The 25,325-nt window shown below is 61.5% G+C and carries 25 protein-coding genes; 9 read left to right on the forward strand and 16 right to left on the reverse strand.

Features of this window, described 5'->3' with window-relative positions; all coding sequences use genetic code 11:
- Positions 1 to 8 precede the first annotated feature (8 nt).
- A complete protein-coding gene (locus FHT28_RS29375; protein ID WP_168598132.1) occupies positions 9 to 848 on the reverse strand; it encodes a GNAT family N-acetyltransferase in 840 nt (279 codons plus the stop codon).
- A 315-nt stretch (positions 849 to 1,163) separates the two neighbouring features.
- Between FHT28_RS29375 and FHT28_RS29380 the strand changes: the two genes are divergently transcribed.
- Positions 1,164 to 1,832: a haloacid dehalogenase type II gene (locus FHT28_RS29380; protein WP_037197565.1), complete on the forward strand. Its 669-nt coding sequence runs from the start codon at positions 1,164 to 1,166 to the stop codon at positions 1,830 to 1,832.
- Between the two features lie 12 nt (positions 1,833 to 1,844).
- Positions 1,845 to 3,122: an FAD-binding oxidoreductase gene (locus FHT28_RS29385; protein ID WP_168598133.1), complete on the forward strand. Its 1,278-nt coding sequence runs from the start codon at positions 1,845 to 1,847 to the stop codon at positions 3,120 to 3,122.
- Positions 3,123 to 3,138: 16 nt separating this feature from the next.
- Here the strand turns inward: FHT28_RS29385 and FHT28_RS29390 are convergent, their stop codons facing one another.
- On the reverse strand, positions 3,139 to 3,537 hold the full coding sequence (locus tag FHT28_RS29390) for a RidA family protein (protein WP_168598134.1): 399 nt from the start codon (positions 3,535 to 3,537) through the stop codon (positions 3,139 to 3,141).
- A 166-nt stretch (positions 3,538 to 3,703) separates the two neighbouring features.
- Here FHT28_RS29390 and FHT28_RS29395 point away from each other — a divergent pair, with 166 nt between their 5' ends.
- Positions 3,704 to 4,297 (forward strand): TetR/AcrR family transcriptional regulator, encoded by a 594-nt coding sequence (locus FHT28_RS29395; protein ID WP_168598135.1) that lies wholly within the window; start codon positions 3,704 to 3,706, stop codon positions 4,295 to 4,297.
- A 61-nt stretch (positions 4,298 to 4,358) separates the two neighbouring features.
- Here the strand turns inward: FHT28_RS29395 and FHT28_RS29400 are convergent, their stop codons facing one another.
- From FHT28_RS29400 to argE, 6 genes are all read right to left on the reverse strand, one after another.
- A complete protein-coding gene (locus FHT28_RS29400) occupies positions 4,359 to 5,816 on the reverse strand; it encodes an NAD-dependent succinate-semialdehyde dehydrogenase (RefSeq protein WP_037197467.1) in 1,458 nt (485 codons plus the stop codon).
- A gap of 18 nt (positions 5,817 to 5,834) precedes the next feature.
- Complete coding sequence (locus tag FHT28_RS29405) at positions 5,835 to 6,878, reverse strand: tartrate dehydrogenase (RefSeq protein WP_168598136.1); 1,044 nt, start codon at positions 6,876 to 6,878, stop codon at positions 5,835 to 5,837.
- Between the two features lie 10 nt (positions 6,879 to 6,888).
- Positions 6,889 to 8,352 carry an aldehyde dehydrogenase family protein gene (locus FHT28_RS29410; RefSeq protein ID WP_168598137.1) on the reverse strand — a complete coding sequence of 488 codons (1,464 nt, stop codon included), beginning with the start codon at positions 8,350 to 8,352 and terminating at the stop codon, positions 6,889 to 6,891.
- 196 nt (positions 8,353 to 8,548) lie between these two features.
- Positions 8,549 to 8,905, reverse strand: a complete 357-nt coding sequence (locus tag FHT28_RS29415; RefSeq protein WP_168598138.1) for a cupin domain-containing protein — start codon at positions 8,903 to 8,905, stop codon at positions 8,549 to 8,551.
- Positions 8,906 to 8,925: 20 nt separating this feature from the next.
- Complete coding sequence (locus FHT28_RS29420; RefSeq protein ID WP_168598139.1) at positions 8,926 to 9,849, reverse strand: glyoxylate/hydroxypyruvate reductase A; 924 nt, start codon at positions 9,847 to 9,849, stop codon at positions 8,926 to 8,928.
- Between the two features lie 124 nt (positions 9,850 to 9,973).
- Positions 9,974 to 11,098: an acetylornithine deacetylase gene (gene argE / locus FHT28_RS29425; RefSeq protein ID WP_168598174.1), complete on the reverse strand. Its 1,125-nt coding sequence runs from the start codon at positions 11,096 to 11,098 to the stop codon at positions 9,974 to 9,976.
- Between the two features lie 265 nt (positions 11,099 to 11,363).
- Between argE and FHT28_RS29430 the strand changes: the two genes are divergently transcribed.
- The 5 genes from FHT28_RS29430 (at position 11,364) to FHT28_RS29450 (ending at position 15,597) form a co-directional block, all read left to right on the forward strand.
- Positions 11,364 to 12,263, forward strand: coding sequence for a GNAT family N-acetyltransferase (locus FHT28_RS29430; protein ID WP_168598140.1), 900 nt, complete (start codon positions 11,364 to 11,366; stop codon positions 12,261 to 12,263).
- A gap of 308 nt (positions 12,264 to 12,571) precedes the next feature.
- Positions 12,572 to 12,817: a helix-turn-helix transcriptional regulator gene (locus FHT28_RS29435; protein WP_080760624.1), complete on the forward strand. Its 246-nt coding sequence runs from the start codon at positions 12,572 to 12,574 to the stop codon at positions 12,815 to 12,817.
- A 325-nt stretch (positions 12,818 to 13,142) separates the two neighbouring features.
- Positions 13,143 to 13,334 carry a hypothetical protein gene (locus FHT28_RS35920; RefSeq protein ID WP_047640682.1) on the forward strand — a complete coding sequence of 64 codons (192 nt, stop codon included), beginning with the start codon at positions 13,143 to 13,145 and terminating at the stop codon, positions 13,332 to 13,334.
- 269 nt (positions 13,335 to 13,603) lie between these two features.
- Positions 13,604 to 14,335 carry a response regulator transcription factor gene (locus FHT28_RS29445; protein ID WP_037197569.1) on the forward strand — a complete coding sequence of 244 codons (732 nt, stop codon included), beginning with the start codon at positions 13,604 to 13,606 and terminating at the stop codon, positions 14,333 to 14,335.
- Complete coding sequence (locus FHT28_RS29450) at positions 14,332 to 15,597, forward strand: ATP-binding protein (protein WP_037197476.1); 1,266 nt, start codon at positions 14,332 to 14,334, stop codon at positions 15,595 to 15,597. Before FHT28_RS29445 ends, FHT28_RS29450 begins: the two co-directional genes overlap by 4 nt.
- Before the next feature lie 397 nt (positions 15,598 to 15,994).
- Here the strand turns inward: FHT28_RS29450 and FHT28_RS29455 are convergent, their stop codons facing one another.
- The 8 genes from FHT28_RS29455 to FHT28_RS29490 all read right to left on the reverse strand — a co-directional run bounded on the left by FHT28_RS29455 (position 15,995) and on the right by FHT28_RS29490 (position 24,451).
- Positions 15,995 to 17,950 carry a MacB family efflux pump subunit gene (locus tag FHT28_RS29455; RefSeq protein ID WP_168598141.1) on the reverse strand — a complete coding sequence of 652 codons (1,956 nt, stop codon included), beginning with the start codon at positions 17,948 to 17,950 and terminating at the stop codon, positions 15,995 to 15,997.
- A gap of 3 nt (positions 17,951 to 17,953) precedes the next feature.
- Positions 17,954 to 19,165, reverse strand: coding sequence for an efflux RND transporter periplasmic adaptor subunit (locus tag FHT28_RS29460; protein ID WP_168598142.1), 1,212 nt, complete (start codon positions 19,163 to 19,165; stop codon positions 17,954 to 17,956).
- Between the two features lie 106 nt (positions 19,166 to 19,271).
- Complete coding sequence (locus tag FHT28_RS29465; RefSeq protein ID WP_168598175.1) at positions 19,272 to 20,732, reverse strand: efflux transporter outer membrane subunit; 1,461 nt, start codon at positions 20,730 to 20,732, stop codon at positions 19,272 to 19,274.
- A gap of 327 nt (positions 20,733 to 21,059) precedes the next feature.
- Positions 21,060 to 21,689, reverse strand: coding sequence for a hypothetical protein (locus FHT28_RS29470; protein WP_168598143.1), 630 nt, complete (start codon positions 21,687 to 21,689; stop codon positions 21,060 to 21,062).
- Between the two features lie 309 nt (positions 21,690 to 21,998).
- Positions 21,999 to 22,160 (reverse strand): hypothetical protein, encoded by a 162-nt coding sequence (locus tag FHT28_RS29475; RefSeq protein WP_168598144.1) that lies wholly within the window; start codon positions 22,158 to 22,160, stop codon positions 21,999 to 22,001.
- Between the two features lie 82 nt (positions 22,161 to 22,242).
- A complete protein-coding gene (locus FHT28_RS29480) occupies positions 22,243 to 23,094 on the reverse strand; it encodes an AraC family transcriptional regulator (protein WP_168598145.1) in 852 nt (283 codons plus the stop codon).
- 64 nt (positions 23,095 to 23,158) lie between these two features.
- A complete protein-coding gene (locus FHT28_RS29485; RefSeq protein ID WP_037197481.1) occupies positions 23,159 to 23,386 on the reverse strand; it encodes a DUF1127 domain-containing protein in 228 nt (75 codons plus the stop codon).
- Between the two features lie 153 nt (positions 23,387 to 23,539).
- A complete protein-coding gene (locus FHT28_RS29490; protein WP_037197482.1) occupies positions 23,540 to 24,451 on the reverse strand; it encodes a dihydrodipicolinate synthase family protein in 912 nt (303 codons plus the stop codon).
- A 149-nt stretch (positions 24,452 to 24,600) separates the two neighbouring features.
- Between FHT28_RS29490 and FHT28_RS29495 the strand changes: the two genes are divergently transcribed.
- Positions 24,601 to 25,305 (forward strand): GntR family transcriptional regulator, encoded by a 705-nt coding sequence (locus FHT28_RS29495; RefSeq protein ID WP_047640675.1) that lies wholly within the window; start codon positions 24,601 to 24,603, stop codon positions 25,303 to 25,305.
- Positions 25,306 to 25,325: the final 20 nt, after the last annotated feature.

Here is a 25,325-nt window from a genome sequence, read left to right on the forward strand (position 1 = left end):
ATCTCTCTTCAGCCCAGGGCTTGGCTCGCCAGGGCAAATGTGTGAACGCTTGAAATGTTTGACGGAGCGGGTGATGCGGCGCGGCGCATGGCAATGCCGCCGCCGACATGGGCAAGGCCGTGTTCGAGCAAAAATGGAGCAAGGCCGGTTTCTGCCCCGGTATCGACGCGCATGAAGACACCGGGTCGGGCCGCAAACAGGAAGCTCAGCAGATCCTCGGCATCCGCCGCCGTTTCCGCGACGACCGGGCCGCAGAGCTCGCCGCGCCCGAAGGCGCGTAACGCCGCATATCCGCGCAGGCCGTCGGTCTTGCGCAAGACGGCGAGACGACCGGTGTGGAACAATGCCTGCAGCAGCGCCGTGCGGTCCGCGCCATAGGCGAGACGATCGAGAGCGACGATGTGGTCGAAGTCGGCCGACGTCGCACGATCGACCGCCCCGGCCGCGATACAGGCCCGCAACGGCCCCTGATGCTGGACGATCTCGCCTGTCCTCTCGAAGCCGAGACTTTGATAAAGCGGAAGGCCTTCGGCGGTTGCGACGAGCCGGCACTCGCGGGTTCCGACGATCTCAAGAGCAGCCTGCATGATGCGCCGACCGATGCCGCGCCCACGCATGGCCTCGTCGACAATGACCATGTTGATCGTCGCGACGTCGGCGCCGTAGGGCGTGACGAAGATCGTCGCGACCACTTTCTCATTTTCGATCGCCACGAGGCCGCTGCTGAGTTCGAGCAGCATTTGCCACTCTTCGAGCCGGTGCGGCCACCTCGCCTGGCGCGACAGGGCAAGGGCTGATGGGAGATGGGATTGGCCGAGGGGGCGAACGTCGATCGCGGATGCCTGCACAGGCCTTTTCTCCCGTCTGTTGCTTTATCTCTTTGATAGACCGACAAGGAAAGAAGATCGTCCTGACGACGAAGCCGCAGCGGTATCTTTCACCGTCCGTCGATACGCCCGCCGCATCTTATGCCGGCAACGCGGCGCGACCGGGCGAGATGACGGTGCCTGGAGGCATCAGGCGCGCAACTCTCTGCCAAAGCAGGACAAGCATACAGAACATTCTGCTTCCCGACGGCGCAAATGCGGTGAACCGATGGGGAAAGGCTGCCTATGATGGGGCGAGATCAGCGCCAGCACGGCATTCTGCAAGGGATCAAGGACATGACGACGTTCCGGCCAAAATACATTACCTTCGACTGCTACGGCACTCTGACGAACTTCCAGATGGCCGAGGCGGCCCAGAAGATCTATGGCGAGCAGCTCGATCAGCCGCGCATGGCGCGGTTCATCAAGAACTTCGCCGCCTACCGGCTGGACGAAATTCTCGGTGACTGGAAGCCTTATAATGAAGTAATCCATAATGCCGTCGAGCGTACCTGCCGCAGGAACGGGGTCGCCTTCCACGCCGAAGATGCCCGCTCAATCTACGAGACCGTTCCGAGCTGGGGTCCGCATCCGGATGTGCCGGCCGGTCTTGCGAAGGTCGCCAAGGAAATTCCGCTCGTCATCCTGTCGAACGCCATGAACGAGCAGATCATGCACAATGTCGAAAAGCTCGGCGCGCCGTTCCACGCAGTTTTCACGGCACAGCAGGCCAATGCCTACAAGCCGCGCTTCAAAGCCTTCGAATACATGTTCGACATGCTTGGCTGCAATCCGGAGGACGTGATGCATTGCTCTTCCTCTTTCCGCTACGATCTGATGTCGGCTTATGATCTCGGCATCAAGCACAAGGTCTGGGTCAATCGTGGCCATGAGCCCGCAAACCCTTATTATGAATACGCCGAGATCAAGGACATTTCCGGCCTGCCCGGCGTTCTCGGGCTCTGACGGGAGACGGCAATGCAGTTCAAGTCCTACTGGCACGATACCGCGCCGCGTTTTGCCGGCCAGAGTGCAGCGCCGATCGAAGGTCATTATGATGTCGCGGTGATCGGCGGCGGCTTTACCGGCTTGGGCGCGGCACGGCAGCTCGCCAAGGCCAGCGCCAAGGTGGTCGTACTGGAGGCGAACACGGTCGGTTCAGGCGCCTCCGGCCGCAATGGTGGTCATCTCAACAACGGCATCGCTCACAGCTTCATTGCTGCCAAGGCGGAGCTCGGGGTTGAGCGGGCCAAGGCGCTTTATCGAGCCTTCGACGATGCTGTCGATACGGTCGAGCGGATCGTCAAGGAAGAGGCGATCGAGTGCAATTTCCGCCGTGCCGGCAAGCTCAAGCTTGCGTCGAAGCCGGCTCATTTCGAAGGTATCGCCAGAAATTTCGAGGCGGTTCACCGCGAGATCGATCCGGATACGGCGCTCCTGACGTCAAGCGACCTGAAGGCCGAAATCGGATCGGCTTCGTTTCACGGCGCGATGCTGTCGAAGAAGAGCGCCATGATGCATATGGGGCGCTACGCAGTCGGGCTTGCAGAGGCGGCTGTCCGCCATGGAGCGGTGGTCTATGAAAATGCGGCGGTGATCGACAGGCGAATCAACGGCAATAAGCACGAGTTGACGACGGTGCGCGGCAAGCTTACGGCTGACAATGTCCTGCTCGCGACCGGCGCCTATACCCCGGGGATCTTCGGCTATTTTCGCCGGCGGATCGTGCCCGTCGGCAGTTTCATCATCGCCACCCGACCCCTGACGGAGGCGGAGGTTGCCGCGACCATGCCGGGCAACCGCACCTGCGTCACCTCGCTCAATATCGGCAATTATTTCCGGCTTGCGCCAGACAACCGGCTCATCTTCGGCGGCAGGGCCAGGTTCTCGGCGACCTCCGATCAGCAGTCGGATGCCAAGAGCGGCGAAATCCTGCGCGCCAGCCTTGCCGAGATCTTTCCGCATCTCGCCAAGGTCGAGATCGATTATTGCTGGGGCGGCCTGGTAGATATGACCAAGGATCGGTTCCCGCGCGCCGGCTACGTCGACGGATTGTGGTATGCGATGGGCTATTCAGGCCATGGGGCGCAGATGGCGACGCATATGGGCATGATCATAGCCGACGCCATCCTGGGCAAGACGGATCGCAACCCGGTCAAGGGGCTGGAATGGCCTGCCGTTCCCGGGCATTTCGGCAAGCCCTGGTTCCTGCCGCTCGTCGGCATGTACTACAAGACCCTCGACCGCTTTCAATAGTCGAGGATTGCCGGAATCACGCCTTTGAAGGGATGCGGGCAATGACCTTGATCTCGAAGTCGAAGCCGGCAAGCCAGTTCACGCCGATCGCGGTCCAGTTCGGATAGGGCGGCGCGCTGAAAATCTTCTGTTTGACGGCCATGATCGTTGGGAACTGGTTTTCAGGATCGGTATGGAACGTCGTTATATCAACGATATCATCGAGCGTGCAGCCTGCCGCATTCAGCGTTGCCTTAAGGTTTTCGAAAGCCAACTGGACCTGGAGTTGGAAATCAGGTTCGGGCGTTCCATCGGAACGACTGCCGACCTGTCCTGACACGAAAAGCAGGTCAGCGGATCGGATGGCGGCCGAATAGCCGTGTTCCTCGTAAAGGGCGTGCCGGTTGGCAGGGAAGATTGCTTCGCGCTTGGTCATTTCCGATCTCTCTTCATAGACGTTGACGGGCTGTCGGTGAGCGCAGCGCGATCCGGGAGCTTCACACGCTGTCGGATCATCTGATATACGTTGCGTATCTGAAATAGCCGATATACGCACCGTATGTCAAATTAATATACGACGCGTATATGAAATCGAGGGCAAGATGGCGAAGCGACGCGTCAAGACGATGGAAGAGAACCGGGCCAAGTTGATCGTGGCCGCACGAAAGGCCTTCGCCGAAAAAGGGTATTCGGCCGCTTCCATGGACGAGCTGACCGCCGAGGTCGGTCTGACACGGGGCGCGCTTTACCATAATTTCGGTGACAAGCGGGGGCTTCTGGCGGCGGTCGTCGATCAGATCGACTCGGAGATGGCGTTACGCGCCCAAGAGATCGGCGTTCGAGCAGGCGATGATTGGAAGGGCCTGCTCGCCGAAGGCGCTGCTTATATCGAGATGGCGCTCGTTCCGGAGGTCCAACGCATCGTTCTGCTCGATGGACCTGCAGTATTGGGTGATCCGTCAAAGTGGCCCAGTCAAAGCAGCTGTCTTCAAGCAACCAGACGGACAGTGGAGCGTCTGATCGCCCAAAGGGTCCTCAAGCCGGTCGACGCGGAGGCGGCCGCCCGGCTTCTCAGCGGCGCTGCGCTCAATGCAGCTCTCTGGGTCGCCGCCAGCGACGATCCGCAGCATGTGCTGCCGAAGGCCATCGAGACATTCCATGCCTTGGCCGGGGGCCTTCTCACGAAGCCTGCGTGAATTCCTGTCGCCAAGAAAGCTGCAACGATGTCCGTGCCGCAAGTCGGCTTGGGGGCGACTTTCAGGCAAGCCCGCCGATGTGGAAGGTCTTCATCTCAAGATATTCCTCTATGCCGGCCTGCGAGCCTTCGCGTCCGAGACCGGATTGCTTGACGCCGCCGAACGGGGCCACTTCCGTCGAGATCGCGCCCGTATTCAGCCCGATCATGCCGAATTCCAGTGCCTCGCCGATGGCCCAGGAACGCTTGAGCCCTTGCGTATAGAAATAGGCAGCAAGGCCGAACGGCGTGCCGTTGGCGATGGCGATCGCCTCTTCGTCGGTCGTGAAGCGGAAGAGCGGCGCCACCGGGCCGAAGGTCTCTTCGCTTGCCAGCAGCATGTTGGTGGTGGCACCCGACAGGACGATGGGAGCGGCGTATTGGCGGCCCTCCGGCAGATTTGAAGCCTTGGCGATGATCGTCGCACCCTTCTCGACGGCATCGCTGACATGGCGCTCGATCTTGTCGATGGCCGCTGCATTGATCATCGGCCCGATGTCGATTCCCGTTTGCGTACCGGGGCCGACCTTCATGGCGGAAACGCGGGCGGAAAGCTTTTCGGCAAAGACGTCATAGACCTTGTCCTGCACCAGAATGCGGTTGGAGCAGACGCAGGTCTGGCCGCCATTGCGGAATTTCGAGGCGATTGCGCCCTCGACGGCAAGGTCGAGATCGGCATCGTCGAAGACGATGAACGGCGCATTGCCGCCGAGTTCGAGGCTGAGGCGCTTGATGCTGTCGGCCGCGCCCCGCATCAACAGGGCGCCGACACGGGTCGAGCCGGTAAAGGAGATCTTGCGCACTATCTCGTTGCGCATCAGCTCGTTGCCGATCTCTGTTGGCATTCCAGTGACGATGTTGATGACGCCGGCGGGGATGCCGGCGCGTTCGGCGAGCACGCCAAGCGCCAGCGCCGAATAGGGCGTGAAGTCGGATGGCTTGATGACGACAGTGCAGCCGGCGGCAAGGGCGGGTGCGACTTTGCGGGTGATCATCGCGTTCGGAAAATTCCACGGCGTGATGATGCCGCAGACACCAACGGGCTCCTTCAACACGATGATCCGCCGATCTGGCGTCGGCGAGGGGATGGTGCTGCCGCCGATGCGGCGAGCTTCCTCGGCGAACCATTTGACGAAAGACGCGCCGTAGCGGATTTCACCGCGTGCCTCGGCGAGCGGTTTGCCCTGTTCGCTTGTCAGCAGCAGCCCGAGATCGTCGCAGTTCTCGATCATCAGATCGTGCCAGGCTTCGAGCAGTTGCGCCCGCTCGGCATGGGTTTTCGCGCGCCAGGCGGGAAAGGCTGCATTGGCGGCTTCGATCGCCGCCCGCGTCTCGGTTTCGCCCATATCGGGAACGGTACCCACAGCCGTCTGCGAGGCCGGGTCGATGACATCGACGGTCTTGCCGGAGGCAGCATCCAGCCAGGTTCCGCCGATCAGACCCTGCTGGCGAAACAGACTCTTGTCCTTGAGATCGATCATGTCTTGCGTCCTTGTCGTTCAGCTAAGTGCGTTCAGCACGGCCTTGGTAATGGTGTCGGTCTTGTCTTTGCCTGGAGCCGTGCCGATGCCGGCCGCAGTCGCCGCCGCGATGGCATCCATGATCGCGTCGGCGGCAGTCTTCTCGCCGAGATGCTCCAGCATCATGGCGGCCGACCAGATGGCGGCGATCGGATTGGCGATGCCGAGATGGGCGATATCCGGGGCGGAGCCATGCACGGGCTCGAACATCGACGGCGCTGTTCGGTCCGGGTTGAGATTAGCGGAGGCGGCAAAGCCGAGCCCGCCCTGGATCGCGGCCCCGAGGTCCGTCAGGATGTCGCCGAACAGATTGGAGGCGACGACGACGTCAAGGCTTTCCGGCGCCATCACCATGCGCGCCGCCATGGCGTCGATATGGTAGCTGGTGACAGCGACGTCGGGATAGTCGGCCGCGACCTTGGCAGTAATCTCGTCCCAGAACACCATGGAATATTTCTGCGCATTCGACTTGGTGACGGAGGCGAGCTTGCCGCGCCGCATGCGCGCCTGCTCGAAGCCGAAGCGCAGGATGCGCTCCACGCCCGTGCGGGTGAAGATCGAGGTTTCGACGGCGACTTCGTTCGCCGTGCCCTGATGCACGCGGCCACCCGCGCCGGAATATTCGCCCTCGGTATTCTCGCGGATGCAAAGAATGTCGAAGTCTTTGGCTTTCAACGGCCCTTCGACCCCCTGCAGCAGCCGGTGAGGGCGGATATTGGCATATTGCTCGAAGGCCTTGCGGATCGGCAGAAGAAGGCCATGCAGCGAGACGGAGTCAGGCACTTCGGCCGGCCAGCCGACCGCGCCAAGCAGGATGGCGTCGAAACCGCGCAGCGTCGCGATTCCGTCGGCAGGCATCATTGCCCCGGTTTCCTTGTAGTAGGCGCAGGACCAGGGAAAGCTCGTCGGCTCCAGCCCGAAGCCCGTCTTATCGGCCACTCTCTCCAAGACTTGCCATGCCGCGTCGATAACATCCTTGCCGATACCGTCGCCAGGGATAAGCGCGATCCTGTAGGTCTTCATGGTCGGTTCCTCAGATGTTGATCAGCACGGACTTGCTGCGGCGGTTGGCAAGATAGGCGTCGCGGCCGAGATCCTTGCCGATGCCGGAACTCTTGTAGCCGCCCGTCGGCAGAATATGGTCGCGCGAACGCCCGTAGCGATTGACCCAGACGGTGCCGGCCTGCAGGCGGCGCGTGACGCGAATGGCGCGGGAAAGATCGCGTGTGAAGAGACCCGCCGCAAGTCCGTAGATCGGGTGATCGGCAAGCTCGAGAGCCTCTTCCTCCTCCTCGAAGGTCTGCAAGGTCAGCACCGGGCCGAAGATTTCTTCCGTGACGGCGGGGGAGGCCTGATCGACACTTGCAAGCAGAGTCGGCGCGTAGAAATAGCCGGGTCGATCCAATTGCGTTCCACCGGTCAGGCACTCCGCGCCGGCATCGATCGCGGCCTGGACGATCCGGTCGATACGTCCGATCTGGCGTTCCGAGATGATGGGCGAGTAGAGGCTGTTCTCGTCCCAGGTCGGCCCCGGCTTGATCCTGGACATATGCTCGAGGATCGCTTCGGCCAGCGGCGCGGCGATGCTGCGCTCGGCAATCAGCCGCGATCCGGCCACGCAGGCCTGGCCGGCATTGGCAAGGATGTTGCGGGCGATCGCTTCGGCTGCCAGCGCGATATCCGCATCGGCAAAGACGAGTTGCGGGCTCTTGCCGCCGAGCTCCAATGTCATCGGCTTGATGCCCGTGCGGGCGATATTCTCCATGATCGCCGACCCTGCGGCGGTCGAACCGGTGAAGCTGATCTTGCCGATGCGGGGATGGCCCGTCATCGCAGCCCCCGTCGTCGGGCCGTCGCCGAGCACGATGTTGATCAGGCCGGCGGGGATGCCGGCGCGCACCGAAAGCTCGGCCATATGGAGCGTCGAAAAAGGCGTCATCTCGGATGGCTTCAGCACGATGGCATTGCCGGCCGCAAGTGCCGGCCCGATCTTCCAGCCCGCCATGGAAATCGGAAAATTCCAGGGCGTGATCGCGCCGACGACACCATAGGGTTCCGTCATGATCATGCCGAGGCTGTTGCCGTCGGTCGGTACGAGATCGCTGCCTTCCTTGTCGGCGAATTCCGCGAAGAAGCGGATCTGCTCGGCTGTTACGGCAATGTCGCCGGCGATGAGCTGCCCGACCGGCCGGGTCGAGGATATGGCCTCCAGACGCGCCAATGTGACAGCTTCTTCCTCGATGAGGTCGGCCCATCGCACCAAAGCCTTGGTCCGCTCGCGCGGCCGAAGGCTGGCCCAGCCGCTTGTCCTGAGGGCCTGATTGGCCGCGTCCACGGCCTGATCGACTATGTCCTTTCCCGCGATCGGGCATTGCGCGAAAGCGACGCCATCCGAAGGCCGGTGGACGTCTATGCCACCGCTTGCTGCGACATAGCGGCCGCCGATGAAATGTCCGCTCGGAAGATCGAGGGAGTCTGGGTCGAAACTGAGGGTCATGGTGTTTCCTTGCCAGCGGTTCCGGCAAGTCTAGCGGCTGTGCCGTGGCAGTTTCGGTCGTGCGTCCGCGATGTCGCGACGGAATATCCCGTTTGTCCCCGATGTTTCAGCGCAAGATTTGGTGCCTGAAAGTGCGCCACGCAGCGAAGCTGCACGGTTCGTTCGGCTTCAAGAACGGGAAGATCCGCAACGCGTGTCATCCGGTCACGGTGACATAGATTTTGCGGACGGTCTCGATCGTCCGCCAGACGCCTTTGAAGCCCGGTTTCATGACGAAGCTGTCGCCGGCGCGGTAGGTAACCGGCGCGCCGCCGTCCTCGGTCAGTTCGATAACGCCCTGCAGGATATGGCAGAATTCGAAAGTCTCTCCCTTGATCGAGCGGGTCTCACCCGGCGTCGCTTCCCATATGCCGGTATTGACCGTTCCGTCGCGGGCGCTGTCCTGCGCCCAGGTCTTGAAGGACGGATCGCCCGAAATCAGCCGCTCGGGGAGGGCCTTGGATTGCTTCGGCTCGAATGTCGGCGCCGGATCGATGGCTTTCAGCAGGGACATGCGGTTCCTTTCAGAGGTGATCAGTAGCCGCGGCTGCGGTCGACGAGGCCGATGGGCTCTAGCCCGCTCTCGTGGCGGCGGATGTTGGCGATGACGGCATTTGCGGCAGTCTCGGGCTGCGTGACGCTGGCGACATGTGGCGTCAGAATGATCCTGGGGTGATGCCAGAGTGGATGCCCGGCCGGCAGCGGTTCGGGGTCGGTGACATCCAGGATAGCGCCGCAGAGATGACCGTCGTCGAGCGCGCGGATCAGGGCTGCCGCATCGAGTTGCGGGCCGCGACCAGCGTGCACGAGGCCCGCCCCCGGCGGCAGGGCAGCAAAGAGATCGGCGTTGAGGATGCCTTGCGTTTCGGGTGTCAGCGGCAGAAGGCAGACAAGGATATCGGTGCCTGCCAGGAACTCCGGCAACTGATCGGCCCCGTGATAGCAGGTGACCCCTTCGATACTGCGTGGAGAGCGGCTCCAGCCGCGAAGCGGGAAGCCGAAGGGGCACAGGCGCTCAAGAACGGCAAGGCCGAGATTGCCGAGGCCAAGCACGCCGACACGCCGGTCGGACGCCTGGCGCACGGGCCGGGCGGCCCATTTCTGCGCTCTCTGCTGTTCGATATAGCCTGGAAGATCGCGATGTATAGCGAGCACTCCGAGCGTTACATACTCCTGCATCATCCGGGTGATGCCGTCTTCGACCATGCGCACGAGCTTGACCTTTTCGGGCAGGGCCGAAAGGGAGAACTGGTCGACGCCGGCGCCGATGGAAAACAGGATTTCCAGATTGCGATAACGGTCAAGGTCGGCGGGTGCAGTCCAGGTGATCAGATATTTGATAGCGTCCGGGTCGATGCTTTCAGCATCGGTGATGAAAGGAAGGCCCGGCAGCTCGCGCGCGAAAGCGGCCTTGAAGATTTTGGCCCGTTCGGCATCGGAATTGAATAAGAAGGCCATGGCTTTCCTTCGGGTTTGCTTGAGCCAGCTTGCCGTGCCCTTCACGGCAGGATGCATCGAAATAGGGCCGCGTGACCGCATAACGATGCGGATTTTTGCGGTCTTGCGATGCAATCGTGATGGCCTACAGAACCAGACGATTCCCGAGCGCTTCGATCATCCGCACGCAGGCCGTGAGCTCAGCGAGTTCGATGAACTCATTGGCCTTATGCGCGCGGCCGATGTCGCCCGGGCCGCAGATAATGGCGGGCATGCCTGCGGCCTGATAGAGGCCGGCCTCCGTGCCGTAGCTGACGGCGGCAAGCGGCGTCTGTCCGGTCAGCTCTTCCATCAGCCCGGCCAGAGGTGCATCGGCGGCCAGCGACAGTGCGGGATAGCTGCTGAGCACCTCCCAACCGGCGGTAAAGCCGCGATCCATCAAAGTGGTAAGACAAGCTTCGACTTCGGCGAGCAGACCGACCGGGTCGACGCCTTCGATAGCGCGGGCCTCCAACTCGATCGTGCATTGATCAGGAATGATGTTGACGGCCTGCCCGCCGTGGATGGTGCCGACCTGCAAGGAGGAATAGGGCGGTTCGAAATTTTCGTCGAACGGTCCCTTTGTCAGACGCCTGGCGGTCGTGACGGCTTGGTCGAGAATTTCTGCCATCGCGTGGATGGCATTGAGGCCGAGATCCGGGCGCGAGGAATGACCGGCGCGGCCGCCGATCGCGGCTCTGGCTGCCGCCTTGCCCTTATGGGCACGAATGGCGCGCATGCCGCTCGGCTCGCCGATGATGCATCCCAAGGGCGGAGCGCAGAGATCGGGAAGCCTGGCGATCATGTGCGGCACGCCGCGGCATCCGGCCTCCTCATCATAGGAAAACGCCAGATGCAGGGGGCGATCGAGCGGTCGCCGTGCGATTGCCGGCAGCGCGCCGACCGCACAGGCGAGAAAGCCCTTCATGTCGCTGGTACCGCGTCCCGTCAGCCTTTCGCCGTCGCGCCGCAGCGAAAATGGATCGCTTGTCCAGCCCGGTTCGCCCGCGGGCACGACATCCATGTGGCCGGAAAGCAGATAGCCCGGCTTATCGGCCGGGCCGACGGTGGCGAACAGATTGGAGCGATCACCTTCCGGCCCGGCGAGCAGGGTGACGCGCGCGCCGGCCTGCTCGAGATAGTCCGCAATCCAGCCGACGATCGCCTGGTTCGGCGTGCCGACGACGGATGGAAAGGCCACCAGCCGTTCAAGAATCTGATCCGGAGTCATTTCAATCACTGGAATATCCTGATTTGCCCGTAGCCACGCCGCAAAGATGGCTTTCATCAACATAATATGCCGCAATGTCACCGGCTGCTGAAAGTGTTGCAGCTTTGGTGGAATCTTCCGTATTTGTGGGGCTCTCAAGCGCATTCTGTTGTGTAAGCGACGCTACAACCGATACAGGCAGTGTTGCCTGCAAATTGTGAATTCAAACCGAGCCCGGCAGCAATTCGGGTCACCTCTAATGTGCCTGCGAGAATGGGGGAGTGTCATGACTAATTCCAGTTCGATCCAACTGGAATCGTTTGAGCTGACCATGGGGGATATCGCAAAGGCCGATGTCGATGCCCTGCATGCTCTGTCGCTGTCGGTAAGCTGGCCGCATCGAGCGGAGGATTGGCAGATCGTCCGCGAGCTGGGTCAAGGGATCGTGGCGCATGATTCGATCGGTCGTGTGCTCGGCTCCGCCATGCTTTTCGACTTCGGGCCGTATTTCGCCACCATCGGCATGGTGATCACCTCGCCGCGTTTGCAGACGCTGGGAACGGGGCGCTGGATGATGGATCATATCATCGCGCAGACCGGCTCGCGCCCACTTGGACTGAACGCGACGCGCTCCTCCAAGCGGCTCTATCAGTCTCTCGGTTTTAATGCCGAGCAGGTCGTCTACCAGTGCCAAGGCGAGGCAATCGCGCCGCCTGCCGAGCTTTTGCCGCCGGGCACGCGACTGCGCCCGATCGTCGAGGCCGACCTGGCAGAGGTCGCTGCATTGGATCTGGCCGCCTATGGCGCGGACCGCACGCTCCTGTTGCAACGTCTCATCGCCATCTCGGAGGGATTGGCGCTTGTCCAGGGTGACAATATGGTGGCCTTTGCGCTCTGTCGCCGCTTCGGGCGCGGCCATGTGATCGGCCCCGTGGTGGCGATGGGCGACGAAGAGGCGATTGCCGTTGTTCGACCGTATGTCGCCGAACGCGCCGGCGGCTTCCTGCGCCTCGATACCCGCCAGCAGACCGGTCCATTCCCGCAATTTCTCATGCGATCCGGACTTGCGATCCACGACACCGTCACGAGCATGTCGCTGCGACAGGTCTGGCTGCACGGGGACGGGCGTCCGCCTGCCGATGGAAAGCCGCTGACCTACGGTTTGGCCAGCCAGGCGCTGGGGTAAGTCACCTCCTCGGCGAATTTGCCCGCCGGAACGGACCTCGGCAGCGGCGAGGATTGCCGGTCGATCGGCTGCATACCCGGTCGGGCTGTGACCATAGCGTGTGACGCTCCCGATCATCCTTCCAGGGCGTCAGACGAGCCGAGATCTGTGGGATTGGCAGCTATGCGCTTCCACGCTTGCCAGTGCCGCATTGATGCCTATATTGAGCGAGCATTCGGCCGCGTGTTTAGGCCGAGATGCTGCTTGGCTGCAACAGCCGCCTTCACCCGGCACTTGATTTGCCGGCGGACTTTGGAAGGAGAAATTTCATGTCCATTACTCCGAACAATCTCGATAGTTCAAAGGCTTCTACAGTTCCCCATCAAGAAATCGCCGATGCCGTTCGACAGTCTCGCGAAACCATCGGTTACACGATCGGTGATCTCTCCGAAACCTGTGGGCTTACGAGCGAGGAAATTGTCGAAATAGAGGCTGGCGCTGAGGCTGATCCGGCAAAACTTCGGCGAATAGCCGCTGCATTGCAGGTTCCACCTTCAACTTTTTTCATAGTTTGATAGCAGGGCGCACCTTGACGGGTGCGCCCTTCGACTATTTCGAAGGCCGCTGCGACTGTTCTCGTTGAAGGCCTTGTTCATGTGCAGTTCGGCGCTTCGCAAGTTCGGTGCGCGTGCGATCGAGATGGTCGCCAACCGTTTCCTGAAATCGTTCGATTTTATGCTCTTCGGCTAGCAGACAGCGATGCCGACCAGTTCGCCATTGGTCGCGACCGGGCGCGCGCGTTGCCTGATCTGTGGCCCCTAGCTTCATCTGCCGACCGGCCGCTGGAACGCCAAATTCTTCTTCGATGTCGACGAGGATTGCCACGGCCAGATTTTCACCGTGGAAGTTCATGCTGCGGAATTGCTTGGCAAGCTGCGCGTCTGCCCGCAGGGTACCGGCTCTTTCGAAGCGGCAGTGCCCGTCGAAGTCACCAATCCGCGTGCGCCTATCGAAATTCGGATCATGATGGACAGCGGCGCCATCGAAGGGCGGCTTTCGGCCTGGAGTGTCGAATGGCTGCGCGCGGCGTGATGCCTTGAGCCCAGGATCCCGCCGATCCAGCGCGCATTGCCGTGACTATCGGCCGATCGTACTTTTTCGAACCGTGGTATGCTGTGCGGATGATCTCACCGGAGGCGTTTTCCCCCGTCATGAATGCGATTTTGTTGCTGAACATTTCTATTGTCGGGAATTTTGTAAACCAACATTTCCGGCGCGAGAAATTCCGTATTGGCGCCGCAAAACCCGTCTTTTCATGGAGTTGATAGTTCGTATAAGAGTTGAGAAACGGAATGAAGCCCATGACTGTTATCGCCGCACCGGATATTTTAATCGTCGATGACGACCACGAGATTCGCTCGCTGCTGAGCCGGTATCTCGAGGAGCAGGGCTTTCGCGTGTCGACGGCAAGCGACCTCCGCGGCTGCAATGATTCCCTCAATCGGCGCTCCCCCGATCTGCTTGTTCTGGATGTCATGCTGCCGGACGGATCAGGTCTCGATCTCTGCCGCGACCTGCGCAACAGGCGCCCGCGCGTTCCGGTCATTCTGCTGACGGCCTTAAAGGAGGATATAGACCGGATTCTCGGCCTCGAGATCGGCGCTGACGATTATCTCGGCAAGCCGTTCAATCCGCGTGAGCTGGCTGCCCGCATTCGTGCCGTGTTGCGTCGTACCAACGAGGACATGTCTTCCGAGCCTGAACAAAGGCGGTATCTTTTCGCTGATATGACCCTTGATCCGCAGCTCCGCCGGGTGACCAGGGAGAATGGCGAAGTGATCCCGCTGACCGGCGCCGAATTCGATCTGCTCAAGACCTTCCTCGAGCGGGCGGGGCGGCTTTTGTCGCGTGATCAGCTGCTCGACCTGACGCAGGGGCGTGATCGCGATCCCGCCGACCGCTCGATCGATGTCCTGATGAGCCGGCTGCGCCGGAAGCTCGGCGAAACCGCTGAGGAGCCGGTCTTCCGAACGGTCCGCAATGGCGGCTATCAGCTCGTCGTACCGGTGACGGCGGTCAAGGGCGATCCATGAAATCCCTCGGTGCGCGTCTGGCGCTGCTCCTGCTGACGGCTATCGTTCTGGTCGTCATTTCATCGTCTTTCGTGGCAAGCCTTGTCATGCGGGGACCCAGGCCGGACATGATGATCGAGCCGGAGGCACGGCAACTCGCCGTTCTGGCCGCCTTTGCCGAGAAGGACCGGGCCATGGCTGCCGCGGCGGGGTTGATTGTCGCTCCCAAGCCTGCCGACGGTCCGCGCGATGAAGAATTGTCCCGCTTTCTGGTCGAGGCGCTGCTTCGGATTTCCAGCATGCGCGAGGCGATCATATCGCGCCAATCGACCGGCGAGATGATTGCGTCGCTGAAGCTCTCCGACGGCAGCTGGCTCGTCACGCCGATGCCGCAACATGGTCCACCGCCGGGAGGCTGGAAGATTCTTGTCGGATGGCTCGGCCTTATCATCATCGGCAGCGTGCTGGTTTCCATCTTCGCGGCTTCGAAGATCATGAAACCGCTTCGCCTGCTGGAGCGGGCCGTGGCCGAAGTCAACCCGGATGGCACGCTCCCACATATACCGGAAACCGGTCCGGGTGAAATTCGGGTCACCGCACAGGCGCTCAACGGCCTGTCGGCCCGAGTGAAGGCCTCCACGGAAAGCCGGATGCGGCTCGTGGCGGCTGCCGGGCATGATCTGAGGACGCCGATGACGCGGATGCGTCTGCGGGCGGAGTTCATCCAGGACGATGAAGAGCGGCGCAAATGGCTCGCCGATCTCGAGGAGCTCGACAGGATCGCCGACAGCGCGATTGGCCTGGTGAGGGAAGAGATTTCCAAGGACAGCCTGGAGCGCGTTAGGCTCGATACGGCCGTAGAGGAAATCGTCGAGGAGCTTCAGGCGATCCACATGAATGTCAAAAGCGGCGAGCTGGAACCTGCGCTGATCTCTGCGGGGCCGCTGGCGGTCACCAGGGCATTGCGGAATCTGCTCATCAATGCCGCCACGCATGGCCAATCGGCAACGGTCACCGTGACGCATCTCGGCAACAAGGCGGTGGTCAGAATTATCGATACCGGTCCCGGCATCCCCGAGGAGCGGCTCAATCAGGTGTTCGAGCCTTTCTTCCGCATCGACATAGCAAGACAAAGATCCTTTCCCGGCGCCGGTCTCGGCATGGCCATTGCCCATGAGATCGTCACCCGCTTCGACGGCGAAATCACCGTGCGAAACCGGCAGCCTACGGGGCTTGAGCAGGTAGTTTCATTTAAGAGCGCCGACGGTAAATCCGCGAATTAAGCCATGTCCGTTCGCCCAAGTTTTCGCGGTGGGCACAACTCGGTCGCATTTTCGAACCGAGTGCCGAATTGCGACTGGCGTTTCGCAGAAAAACAAGATTTACTTGCGTAAGACTTTCGGAAGTTTCAATGGACGATAGTATTATAATAAGGTTACAGAACTTACCAAATAAAGCCGGCCCTTTGGCAAAGCCGAGACACTAAATTTCTCGAAAATGCCTCCTTTCAGAAACATTCAGAAATGTTCGAGCCGCGGACTGATGTAGTATCACAGTCGATCACAAGCCTGGCTCGAGCAGGCTTTGATCGCCCCGCATACCGGCTTCGCCATGACGCCCCCAACACGAATGGCGAAGCCGGATTATCTCCGAGGGCACCCCTAAAATTTCCCTTGATAATCAGTCTCTTGAAAGCGCTGCGACCGGATCGAGCCGCGAGGCGTTGCGTGCCGGCAGGTACCCGAAGGTGAGGCCGATGGCGCACGAACACGTGAAGGCGAGAAGGATCGAGCTCGCCGAAAAAACCAATGTGAAATTGGACGCGAAATGATTGAAGGCGGCGCCGAAGCCGAGCGCTGTGGCAATGCCGAAAGCGCCGCCGAGGAGGCAGACCAGCACGGCCTCGATCAGGAACTGCTGCAGGATGTCCTGGCGCCTTGCGCCGACGGCCATGCGCACGCCGATCTCCGCGATACGCTCGGATACCGAGACGAGCATGATGTTCATGACGCCGATGCCGCCGACAAGCAGCGAGATGACGGCGATCGCCGAGACGAGGAGGGTCATTGTCCTGGTCGTGGTGGTGATCGTCTGGCGGATATCGTCGGTATTGAGAATGAAGAAATCCTTGGTGCCGTGGCGGCGCTCCAGGAACTGCGTCACGGCCGCTTCGGCTGTTGAGCTTTCGATATCGTCCACGACGCGTACGGTGACGCTGCGCAGCGACATATCGCCGAGGAAGCGCGCCTGCACGCCGGTATAGGGCAGATAGACGGAAAGATTATCGCTGGAGCCGAAGCCGCCCTGTTGGGAGGCAATGACGCCGATGACACGCACAGGCACCTTGCCGACGAAGATCGTCTGCCCGATCGGGTCGAGACCTTTGTCGGTAAACAGCGTCGTTGCGGTGTTCTGATCGATCACGGCGTCCTGCGCCATGCGCCTGATACCGTCAGCGTCAAACAGACGGCCGGCGACCAGTTTTGATCCCTTCACCGTAAAATAGGCGTCACCAACGCCGTTGATCAGCGCATTTGCTTCCGTTGAGCCGAAGCGCACGGTACTGCTCGTCGAGACAGTCGGTGTGACGGCTGCGACATAAGTGAGCTTCGCCAGCGCGTCGGCGTCCGCGACGACCAGGGTCTTTATGCGCCCCGACCGCATATCGCCGAAGCTTTTGCCGGGGAAAATCTCCAGCGTGTTCGTGCCAAGGCTGTTGATGTTTGCCAGGACCTTGCGCTGCGATCCCTCGCCAAGCGCGATGACGCTGACGACCGAGGCGATACCGATGATGATGCCGAGCATTGTGAGGAAGGTGCGCAGCCGGTGGGCCCTAAGTGCAAGCATCGCCATGAAAAAGGCTTCGGCCAGTCGGCCAGACATTTCGCGCCAGCTGGATTTGCCGAAACCGGCCTTGGCGACCGCTGTGCGAGGCCGGGGAGTTTCCTCCCGCGTGCGCCTATCGGCAACGATCCGGCCATCGGAGATCTCGATGATGCGATCGGCGCGGGCGGCCACATTCATGTCGTGGGTGACGATGACGACCGTATGGCCTTCGGCGTGCAGCTCGCCAAGGATGCGCAGTACCTCTTCGCCGCTTTGTCGATCCAGCGCCCCGGTCGGCTCGTCGGCGAGAATGACATTGCCGTTGTTCATCAGCGCGCGCGCTATCGAGACGCGCTGCTGCTGGCCACCGGAAAGCTGGCCTGGCCGATGTCCTGCCCTTTCGGCCATGCCCAGGCGTTCGAGAAGTGCGGCCGCGCGCACCCGTCTCGCCTCGCCCGGTTGCCCGGCATAGATTGCCGGCACTTCGATATTGCCGATCGCGGTCAACTCCGAAAGCAGATGGTAGCGCTGGAAGATGAAGCCGAAATGCTCTCGCCGCAGCCTGGAAAGCGCGTCGTTGTCGAGGCGATGCGTCTGCGCGCCGGCGATCGCATAGGTTCCGTCGGTCGGGCGATCGAGCAGGCCGATAATGTTCATCAATGTCGATTTGCCGGAACCGGAAGGGCCGACGATAGCCACCATCTCACCTTCGTCGATGGACAGATCGATGTCCTGCAATACGGCGATGGTGCGCTCGCCCGACTGGTATTCCCGGCGCACGCCCTGCAGTTCTATGATCGGAAAAGCCATGGTTCAGAACCCCATCGGCGGCGGCCCACCATTGTTGCTGTTCTTCGTCGTCGCGGCGATGGCCTCGCCGATCACGACGCTCTCGCCCTCCGACAGGCCGGACTGGATCTCGGCCGTGACATTGTTGTTGAGGCCGACCATAACCTTTCTGGAATTCTGCTTGCCATTTTGATCGACGACCTGAACGCTGTAGGAACCGTCGGCCAGCCTTGCACCGAGCGCGGAGGATGGAATGGTCAGCACGCTCCTGGCCTGGCCGAGGACGATGTGCACTTCGGCGGACATATAGGTGCGGAAATGATTGTCGTGGTTCGGCACGGCGAAGACGCCGTTGTAGTAGATCGCCGAAGACGCCGAGGATGACGTCGTGCTGCTGCTAGACGATGTCGTGGTGGAAGAGGATGTGACGCTGGTGTCGCTGGTGATCGATTCCGGCGCCGGTTCGATCGATTGCAGCACGGCGTCGTAGCGGGTGCCGGGATCGCCGAGAATGGTGAAATAGACCGGCTGCCCGACCTTGACCTTGACGACATCGGCTTCCGATATCTCGGTACGAACGATCATTGTATCGAGTTGTCCGAGAATGACGATGGTCGGCGCCGATTGCGCCGCATTCACCGTCTGGCCCTGCTGATTGACGATCGCGAGCACGGTGCCGTCCATCGGCGCGGTGATGCGCGTATAGGAGAGGTTGGCCTGCGCCGTTTCCACCGCTACCTCCGACGAGGTGATCTGCGCATCGAGAGCGGCGATCTGCGCCGTGATCTTCTTAACGCTGGCTTCCGCGCTGTCCAGATCGGCCTTGGAGCCGGCCTGGTTGCGAAAGACGGTCTGCTGGCGGATGAGGGTCAGCTGCGCATTGGCAAGGTCGGCCTCGCTCTCCTGACGCTGCGCCCTGACGTTGGCAAGCGAGGCCTGCGCGATTTTGAGGTCGTTGCTCTGCGTCGTCGAGTCGATCTCGGCGATCAATGTGTCCTTCTTCACGGCATCGCCGAGCTTCACATCGAGCGCGGTAATGCGCCCCGAGACCTGCGCGCCGACTGCGACCAGCTTGACTGGCTTGAACGTGCCGGAGGCAAGCACGGCTTCCTCGACATCGCCGCGTGTCACCGGCGCTGTAATGGCGGATGATGTCTGCCGGTCGAAAAAGCCGTACCAGAAGAGGATGAGGCCAATAGCGGCGAGCAGGAGCAAAATCACAAATGCCAGCCGCATCGGTTTGAAGCCTCGGCGTGAGGGGGATCTCGCAGGGACTGCTTCCGCGGCGCGTTTCGGATTGATGGTCGCCGGTGCTTCTCGGTCTAGGGTGTTCAGCATGTGATTATTTGGCCATCGTCAAATGTGGACCGGTGTCGGTATCGACCACCGCGGGTTTGGAGACGTCGACATCGCCGTCCCAGCCGCCGCCGAGCGCCTTGTTGAGCGAGATATAGTCGGTGGCGATCGATGCACGACTCTGAATGACGGCTTCCTCGGCGCTGTAGAGCGAGCGTTCGGCGTCGAGCACGTCGAGAAAGTCGGTAACGCCAGCCTTGTTGAGTGTACGCGACAAATCCGAGGCACGGTTGTAGGAGCTGCTGGAGGAGACGAGCTTGCCGTATTTCAATCGCTCCTGGGTGAGCGATACGACGGCATTCTCGACGTCTTCCATCGCCGAAAGCACGGCTGATTGGTAGGCGATGAAATATTGATCGCGCTCGGCCTTGGCGACGTCGACCGCCGCCTTGAGCTGGCCGCCCTGGAAGATCGGCACGGTCAGCGAAGGACCGAGCGACCATCCGATGGAGGATCTCTTGGCGAGGTCGCCGACGCTGGCGGCGGACGAGGAGATGTCGCCCGTCAGCGAGATGGATGGATAGCGATTGGCCTCGGCCTGGCCGATCTTGGCCGTATATTGCGCAAGTTGCCGTTCGGCCAGCCGGACGTCGGGTCGCGAGACGAGGATATCGGCGGGAATGCCCGTCGAGACGCTCATCTTGGGGCTGGGAATGGGAGCGCTGGCCTTGAGCCTCTCCTCAAGTGCCGCCGGCGGCCTACCCAGCAGTACGCCGAGACGATGAACAGCTTGGGCGTAGGAGATTTCGTAGGCCGGAATATCGGCTTCGGTGCTGCTCGCCAGAGCGTCCGCCTTGGCGGTGTCGACAGCGGTGGCACTGCCCGCCAGATATTCGGCATGGGTAAGGGCGGCGCTCTTGCGCTGCGAGACGGCGGTGCGCTTGGCCAGATCGCGCAGCGCCTGATATTCGCGTGCCTGCACATAATAGGAAGCGACATCGCCGATAAGGGTCAGCATCGTGTCGCGCAACTCCTCGTCGGCTGCATCGACGCCATATTTTGCCGCTTCGGCTGCGCGCTTGTTGCCACCGAAGAGATCGAGCTCCCAGCTGGCGTCGAAACCTCCATCATATAACGTGGAGAAGGTAGCATCGGTCGCGCCGCCTGCCGCGGCTGATGTGCGCGTGCGGGTTGCCGATGCGGTTCCCTCGGCTGTCGGCAGCAAAGCGCCTCTCTGCTCGCGATAGGTGGCGCGCGCTTCGCGGATCTTTGCCTTGGCCGTCGCGACGTCGAGATTGCCGGCTATCGCCTCCTCGATCAGTGCATCGAGCGTTGGGTCCTTGAGCTGCTTCCACCATTGGGACAATTGCGGCGCCTTCGCAGGCTTGGTTCCGGCCTTGCTGCCCCAGTGCGACGGCACGGCAAGGCCAGGCGTCCGGTAGTCCGGGCCAACGACACAGCTTGTCAACGTCACGGCGAGTGCGATGGCAGCAGCAATATTCGACAACCCTGTGTTTGAAGGCGAACATATCAGCAAGATCTCTATCCCTGTTTATGGATTATGTGCGCCGGCCTCGGTTCTGGCTCGGACGGGAGGCGGAGCGTTTGAGGAGGCAATCGGCTTTCCTTCTGCGGGAAGGGACGATGAAGCTCACGCGTCATTGGTCCGGGAACGCCGGGCGGGGCGTTCCCGGACCATTCGGCCCTTTGAGGGGCCGCTCCTTCCAATCGACGAGGGCGTCCGGGGGGAATCTCGATCGGTTGGAGGCGGAGAGGAAATGGTCTGTTGTGACTATGCAGTCGGATGTTCCCTGGTCGAATCCTCGATCGTCTATCAGCGGAACGCGTGAGGGCCTGGAACGAGGGATCGTTCCGCATCCTCAAGCTTTGCAAGTTGATCGGCAGTCAGGACGTTGCGCAGGGCGACGGCCTTGCCTTTGAGGATGGTGGCCTTGGCGGCGCGATCCAGCGCGTGATCGGCGACGAGTTCGCCAAAGAGTTCCTTCTGCTTGTCGGCGTCTTGATCGGGCTGCGACGCAGCAGCGTCATCCGGGAGCGGCGGGCCGGGTGGACGATGTTTCGGAAAAGCCAGAAAATCCGACAGCGCGCTGGTGTAGTCCCGCCAGGCATCGAGCTGGGCGCTGTGAATGCCGATCAGCGTTTCCATGGCCGACAGCTTGCCCGCAAGCTCGAGAGCCGGATCCTGCCCATGATGGAAGCCGCCGGGCGGCTCGTTTGGCGGCATGGGCATGCCGGCGCCGAAGGCCATCATCGGCCCTTCGGGATGCGGGCCCGGGCAGGGCCAACCGCCCGGCACCATGCGGCCCGGCATGGGTTGCGCCGCCTCGATGCCTGGGGGCTTCTGCGTGTCGGGCGTGGCAGCCGGCTCGGCGGCGAGCGCGGAAACGGCAATGCCGCCGATGGCTGTTATCAACAAAGTTGCGACGATGTGTCGTTGCCTCATGATCAGTACCTTCATTACGATTTACTGATGCTGAGGCTAGCGAGGCCGTATGAATGCAATAGGTCCCGATATTTCCGAATGTTTCCTGGCGAAGGAATGTTGCGAACGAAGTTTGCTGGGAGCGCCGTGGCAACAATTCTTTACCACTTTCCTGGGGAGGACACGCAGAAGGGCGAAATCTGCGGTCCCTCACGCCCTGGTGCTCATATTCTCCTTTAAATCATCATGGAAAGAGCCGCGCCTTGGGCGCGGCTCTTTCCATGATAATGGCCCGATGAAAGCGCGGCTCGAGCCGCTTCGGTCCCGTCTCTATTCCTTGCTGCTCGACGCAGCCGAGGTTGACTGATCGGCTTCCCTGAGTGCGGCGGCGCACTCCTCGCAGCAGACCTCGACCGACTTGCCGCCGAGGTTGACCTTGATGGTCTCTGCACCCAATTCGCAGTCGCAGGCGGCGCATGTGGTTCTCTTCATCTCATAACCCTTTCCTGAATGATCCCCCGATCGGGGCAGGGTCATGAGAGCACCGTTGGCCCTATCGGCGCTGTCGGAATCTTTAGCGATTGATGTAGCGCTTCGGTTTCAGCTGCGCGGAACGCTGAAACTCCGCGGGTGTCACGCCATAGGTCTGCTTGAAGGCGGCGCTGAAATGGCTGTGGCTGGAAAAGCCGAGATCGAGGCCGAGCATGGTCAGGTCGTCGTACCGGCCAAGAAGGTCGAGCGCGCGGGCCAGCCGCAGCCGCAATTGATAGCGATAGAGCGGCATGGCTTCGACCTGCTGGAAGACCTGCGTGAGGTAAACCGGCGAGACACCGACCTCCTTGGCGATCTCTGCGAGCGTCCATCGCCGGGCGAGATCGGAAGACAGGACGAGCTTCGCCCGATCGACAAGCTTCTGCCGGCCGAAGCTGGCACCGGCCGCATGTGAGGTGCGCTCGCCGAGCGAGCGGCGCACCAGGGTCAGAGCCAAGGTCTCGCCCTCGAGGCTTTCGGCTATGTTGCGGCTCAGGCCGTGGCGAAGAAGGGCGACGAGCGCCTGCGCGCGCGGGTCGACGCGACGGCGTTGGCGGCGGAAGACGACGCCTTCGCCGGCCTGCACCTGTTCCTTCGGCGCAAGCTCTTGGAGTACAGCCTCATCGATCGCCAGATCGAGACAGGAATCGCCACCCTCGACCGGGTGGCTGATCCTGTAATCTTGTCCGCCGTTGAAGAAGATGACCTGATTGGCCTCGGCGACAACGTCATTCTGGCCGACATGCCGCTTGAAGACGCCACGATAGGGGTAGACGAGGCTTGTCTTGTGAGCGCATTCCTCGTCGCTCTTGTGGCGGCATTCGCCATTGCAGACGACATCGCGGATCATGACGGTTTTCGTCTTCAGCAGCAGAGCCGTCGAAATTTGTGACATACCGCAATCCCCATCGAGCCGTAGGGCTCCGCTGCCCGAGCCTAACACATCTCGCGCCGGCTTTTTAGTAGCGGCTGTAAACATGAACGTCGCTTCCCGCTTGACCGCGCGAAAGCCCGATATCCTTCAGCTGATCGTCGGAGAGCTCCAGAAGTGCGTTTCGATTGCGCCGTTCATTCATCTTGTGCATCAGCAACCGCGCGACGGCTGCAATGGCAGAGAGGGGCGTGCGCCGAACCTTAAGGCCGACACGAATGCGCGCGGATGAAATTGTGATGCTGGGGCTTTGCATGGTGATCCTCCACCGTTGGTTTCGATGGAGGCAGTCAACCACTCCCGCGGCGTCCGCGCTGTCAGATAATTTAGCGATCGAACAGGGCCGATCGTTTCGCCGCAGGGGGAGGCAGCCGGCAACCGCTGTCGCAGCGGTCGCCGGCGTTTAAAATCAGGCGGCGGTACGAACCTTCGACGGGCGGGTGGCTGCTGCCTTTTCGACCATCGCGGTAACCTCGGCGCGACGGGCTCCGGAAAGCGGCAGGCGCGGCATACGGACGCGCTCCGAGCCACGGCCCATGATCTGCTCGGCAAGCTTGATGGACTGCACGAGATCATGCTCGGCATCGAGATGCAGGAGCGGCATGAACCAGCGATAGATCTTGCGTGCTTCCTGCCAATCGCCACGCTCGGCGGCGGCAACCAGTTGCACCGATTCCTGCGGGAAGGCGCTCGTCAGGCCGGAGACCCAGCCCTTGGCGCCGAGCATCAGGCCCTCAAGCGCGACATCGTCCAAACCTGCAAAGATATCAAAGCGATCACCGAAAGCATTAATGAGATCCGTGAAGCGGCGCGGATCCGGCGCGCTCTCCTTGACGGCCTTGATGTTCGGCACGTCGGCAAGCGCCTGCAGCACATCGGCGCCGATGTTGACGCGGTAGGCGGGCGGATTGTTGTAGAGCATGATCGGCAGGGAGGTCGCTTGCGCAACAGCGCGGAAATGCGCGATCAGTTCTTCAGGCTTCGGCACATAGACCATTGCCGGCAGCAGCATCAGGCCGTCGGCGCCGAGCTTCTCGGCATCGCGGGCGTAGGCGACGGCCCGGCGCGTATCGAGTTCGGAGACGCCCGTGACCACAGGCACCCGACCGTTGACCACCTCGACGGCGGCCTTGAGGATGGTGCGCTTTTCCTCGGGGTCGAGCGAATTGTTCTCGCCGCATGTTCCCATGACGATCAAGCCGTTGACGCCATCGTTGACGAGCGCGTCCTGAACGCGCTGCGTTTCGGGGATATCAACGGAAAGATCTTCCTTGAATTGCGTCGTTACGGCGGGAAATACGCCCTTCCATCCTGTCGTCATCGTTCGATCCTCATTGGAGATGAAGGTCTTATATACAAACTGTCGACAAAGCTCAAGAAGCGTGGCATGAAAGTTTAACAAGTGGTGGCCGGCCTTGCCGGGGCATGTGAAAAGGCAATATTGGAGCCTTGGCTGCGAGGGGTATCCGAATGCAGAGTGATGCGGAAAATGTGCGGGTGCGGGGGTCCGGCACGCAGAGCGTCTATGTGACGCTGCGGCGGGAGATATTGTCCATGGCTCTCGAGCCAGGAAGCCCGCTCGACGAGGTGCGGCTTTCGGAGCGTTTCGGCATGTCGAGGACGCCGGTGCGCGAGGCGCTGCTTCGCCTTGCCGCCGACGGACTGGTAACGACGCTTCCGAACAGGAACACCATCGTCGCCACGATCGATTTCGCCGGCCTTCCCACCTATTTCGAGGCGCTCACGCTGATGTATCGGGTGACGACGCGTGGCGCGGCGCAGAGACGCGATGCAGCCATCATGCGAACCATTCGCGCCCATCAGAAGGATTTCGCCGACGCCGTGCTTGCGCGCGATGCCTTTGCGATGATCGAGGCGAACCGCGAGTTTCACGTCGCCATCGCCGAGCTCGCCGGCAACCCCTATTACACGACATTTTTCACGCGCCTGCTCGACGAAGGGCGACGCATCCTGCGGCTCTATTATTCCACCTTCGATGACCGCCTGCCGCGTCAATATGTCGATGAGCATGAAGAGATGATCGCCGCGATCGAGGCCGGCGATGTCGAGCAGGCCGATAGGCTCGCGATCGATCACGCCGCCCAGATCGTCCGACAGATCCAGGATTATGTCGCCCGTGACATGGATAGGCCAGTGGCGGTCAAACTGGGCTGAAAGCCGGCCACGCAAGCGGC

This window comes from Rhizobium sp. SG570 (assembly GCF_012275345.1).
GTDB lineage: Bacteria > Pseudomonadota > Alphaproteobacteria > Rhizobiales > Rhizobiaceae > Rhizobium > Rhizobium lusitanum.

Coding starts and splice junctions, on each gene's coding strand:
- FHT28_RS29490 (WP_037197482.1), bottom strand. CDS start 24,451: ATGACGACAGGATGGAAGGGCGTATTTCCCGCCGTAACGACGCAATTC.
- FHT28_RS29410 (WP_168598137.1), bottom strand. CDS start 8,352: ATGACCCTCAGTTTCGACCCAGACTCCCTCGATCTTCCGAGCGGACAT.
- FHT28_RS29460 (WP_168598142.1), bottom strand. CDS start 19,165: ATGCGGCTGGCATTTGTGATTTTGCTCCTGCTCGCCGCTATTGGCCTC.
- FHT28_RS29420 (WP_168598139.1), bottom strand. CDS start 9,849: ATGGCCTTCTTATTCAATTCCGATGCCGAACGGGCCAAAATCTTCAAG.
- FHT28_RS29390 (WP_168598134.1), bottom strand. CDS start 3,537: ATGACCAAGCGCGAAGCAATCTTCCCTGCCAACCGGCACGCCCTTTAC.
- FHT28_RS29480 (WP_168598145.1), bottom strand. CDS start 23,094: ATGTCACAAATTTCGACGGCTCTGCTGCTGAAGACGAAAACCGTCATG.
- FHT28_RS29395 (WP_168598135.1), top strand. CDS start 3,704: ATGGCGAAGCGACGCGTCAAGACGATGGAAGAGAACCGGGCCAAGTTG.
- FHT28_RS29445 (WP_037197569.1), top strand. CDS start 13,604: ATGACTGTTATCGCCGCACCGGATATTTTAATCGTCGATGACGACCAC.
- FHT28_RS29495 (WP_047640675.1), top strand. CDS start 24,601: ATGCAGAGTGATGCGGAAAATGTGCGGGTGCGGGGGTCCGGCACGCAG.
- FHT28_RS29455 (WP_168598141.1), bottom strand. CDS start 17,950: ATGGCTTTTCCGATCATAGAACTGCAGGGCGTGCGCCGGGAATACCAG.
- argE (WP_168598174.1), bottom strand. CDS start 11,098: ATGACTCCGGATCAGATTCTTGAACGGCTGGTGGCCTTTCCATCCGTC.
- FHT28_RS29435 (WP_080760624.1), top strand. CDS start 12,572: ATGTCCATTACTCCGAACAATCTCGATAGTTCAAAGGCTTCTACAGTT.
- FHT28_RS29380 (WP_037197565.1), top strand. CDS start 1,164: ATGACGACGTTCCGGCCAAAATACATTACCTTCGACTGCTACGGCACT.
- FHT28_RS29385 (WP_168598133.1), top strand. CDS start 1,845: ATGCAGTTCAAGTCCTACTGGCACGATACCGCGCCGCGTTTTGCCGGC.
- FHT28_RS29430 (WP_168598140.1), top strand. CDS start 11,364: ATGACTAATTCCAGTTCGATCCAACTGGAATCGTTTGAGCTGACCATG.
- FHT28_RS29405 (WP_168598136.1), bottom strand. CDS start 6,878: ATGAAGACCTACAGGATCGCGCTTATCCCTGGCGACGGTATCGGCAAG.
- FHT28_RS29470 (WP_168598143.1), bottom strand. CDS start 21,689: ATGAGGCAACGACACATCGTCGCAACTTTGTTGATAACAGCCATCGGC.
- FHT28_RS29400 (WP_037197467.1), bottom strand. CDS start 5,816: ATGATCGATCTCAAGGACAAGAGTCTGTTTCGCCAGCAGGGTCTGATC.
- FHT28_RS29485 (WP_037197481.1), bottom strand. CDS start 23,386: ATGCAAAGCCCCAGCATCACAATTTCATCCGCGCGCATTCGTGTCGGC.
- FHT28_RS29415 (WP_168598138.1), bottom strand. CDS start 8,905: ATGTCCCTGCTGAAAGCCATCGATCCGGCGCCGACATTCGAGCCGAAG.
- FHT28_RS29475 (WP_168598144.1), bottom strand. CDS start 22,160: ATGAAGAGAACCACATGCGCCGCCTGCGACTGCGAATTGGGTGCAGAG.
- FHT28_RS29450 (WP_037197476.1), top strand. CDS start 14,332: ATGAAATCCCTCGGTGCGCGTCTGGCGCTGCTCCTGCTGACGGCTATC.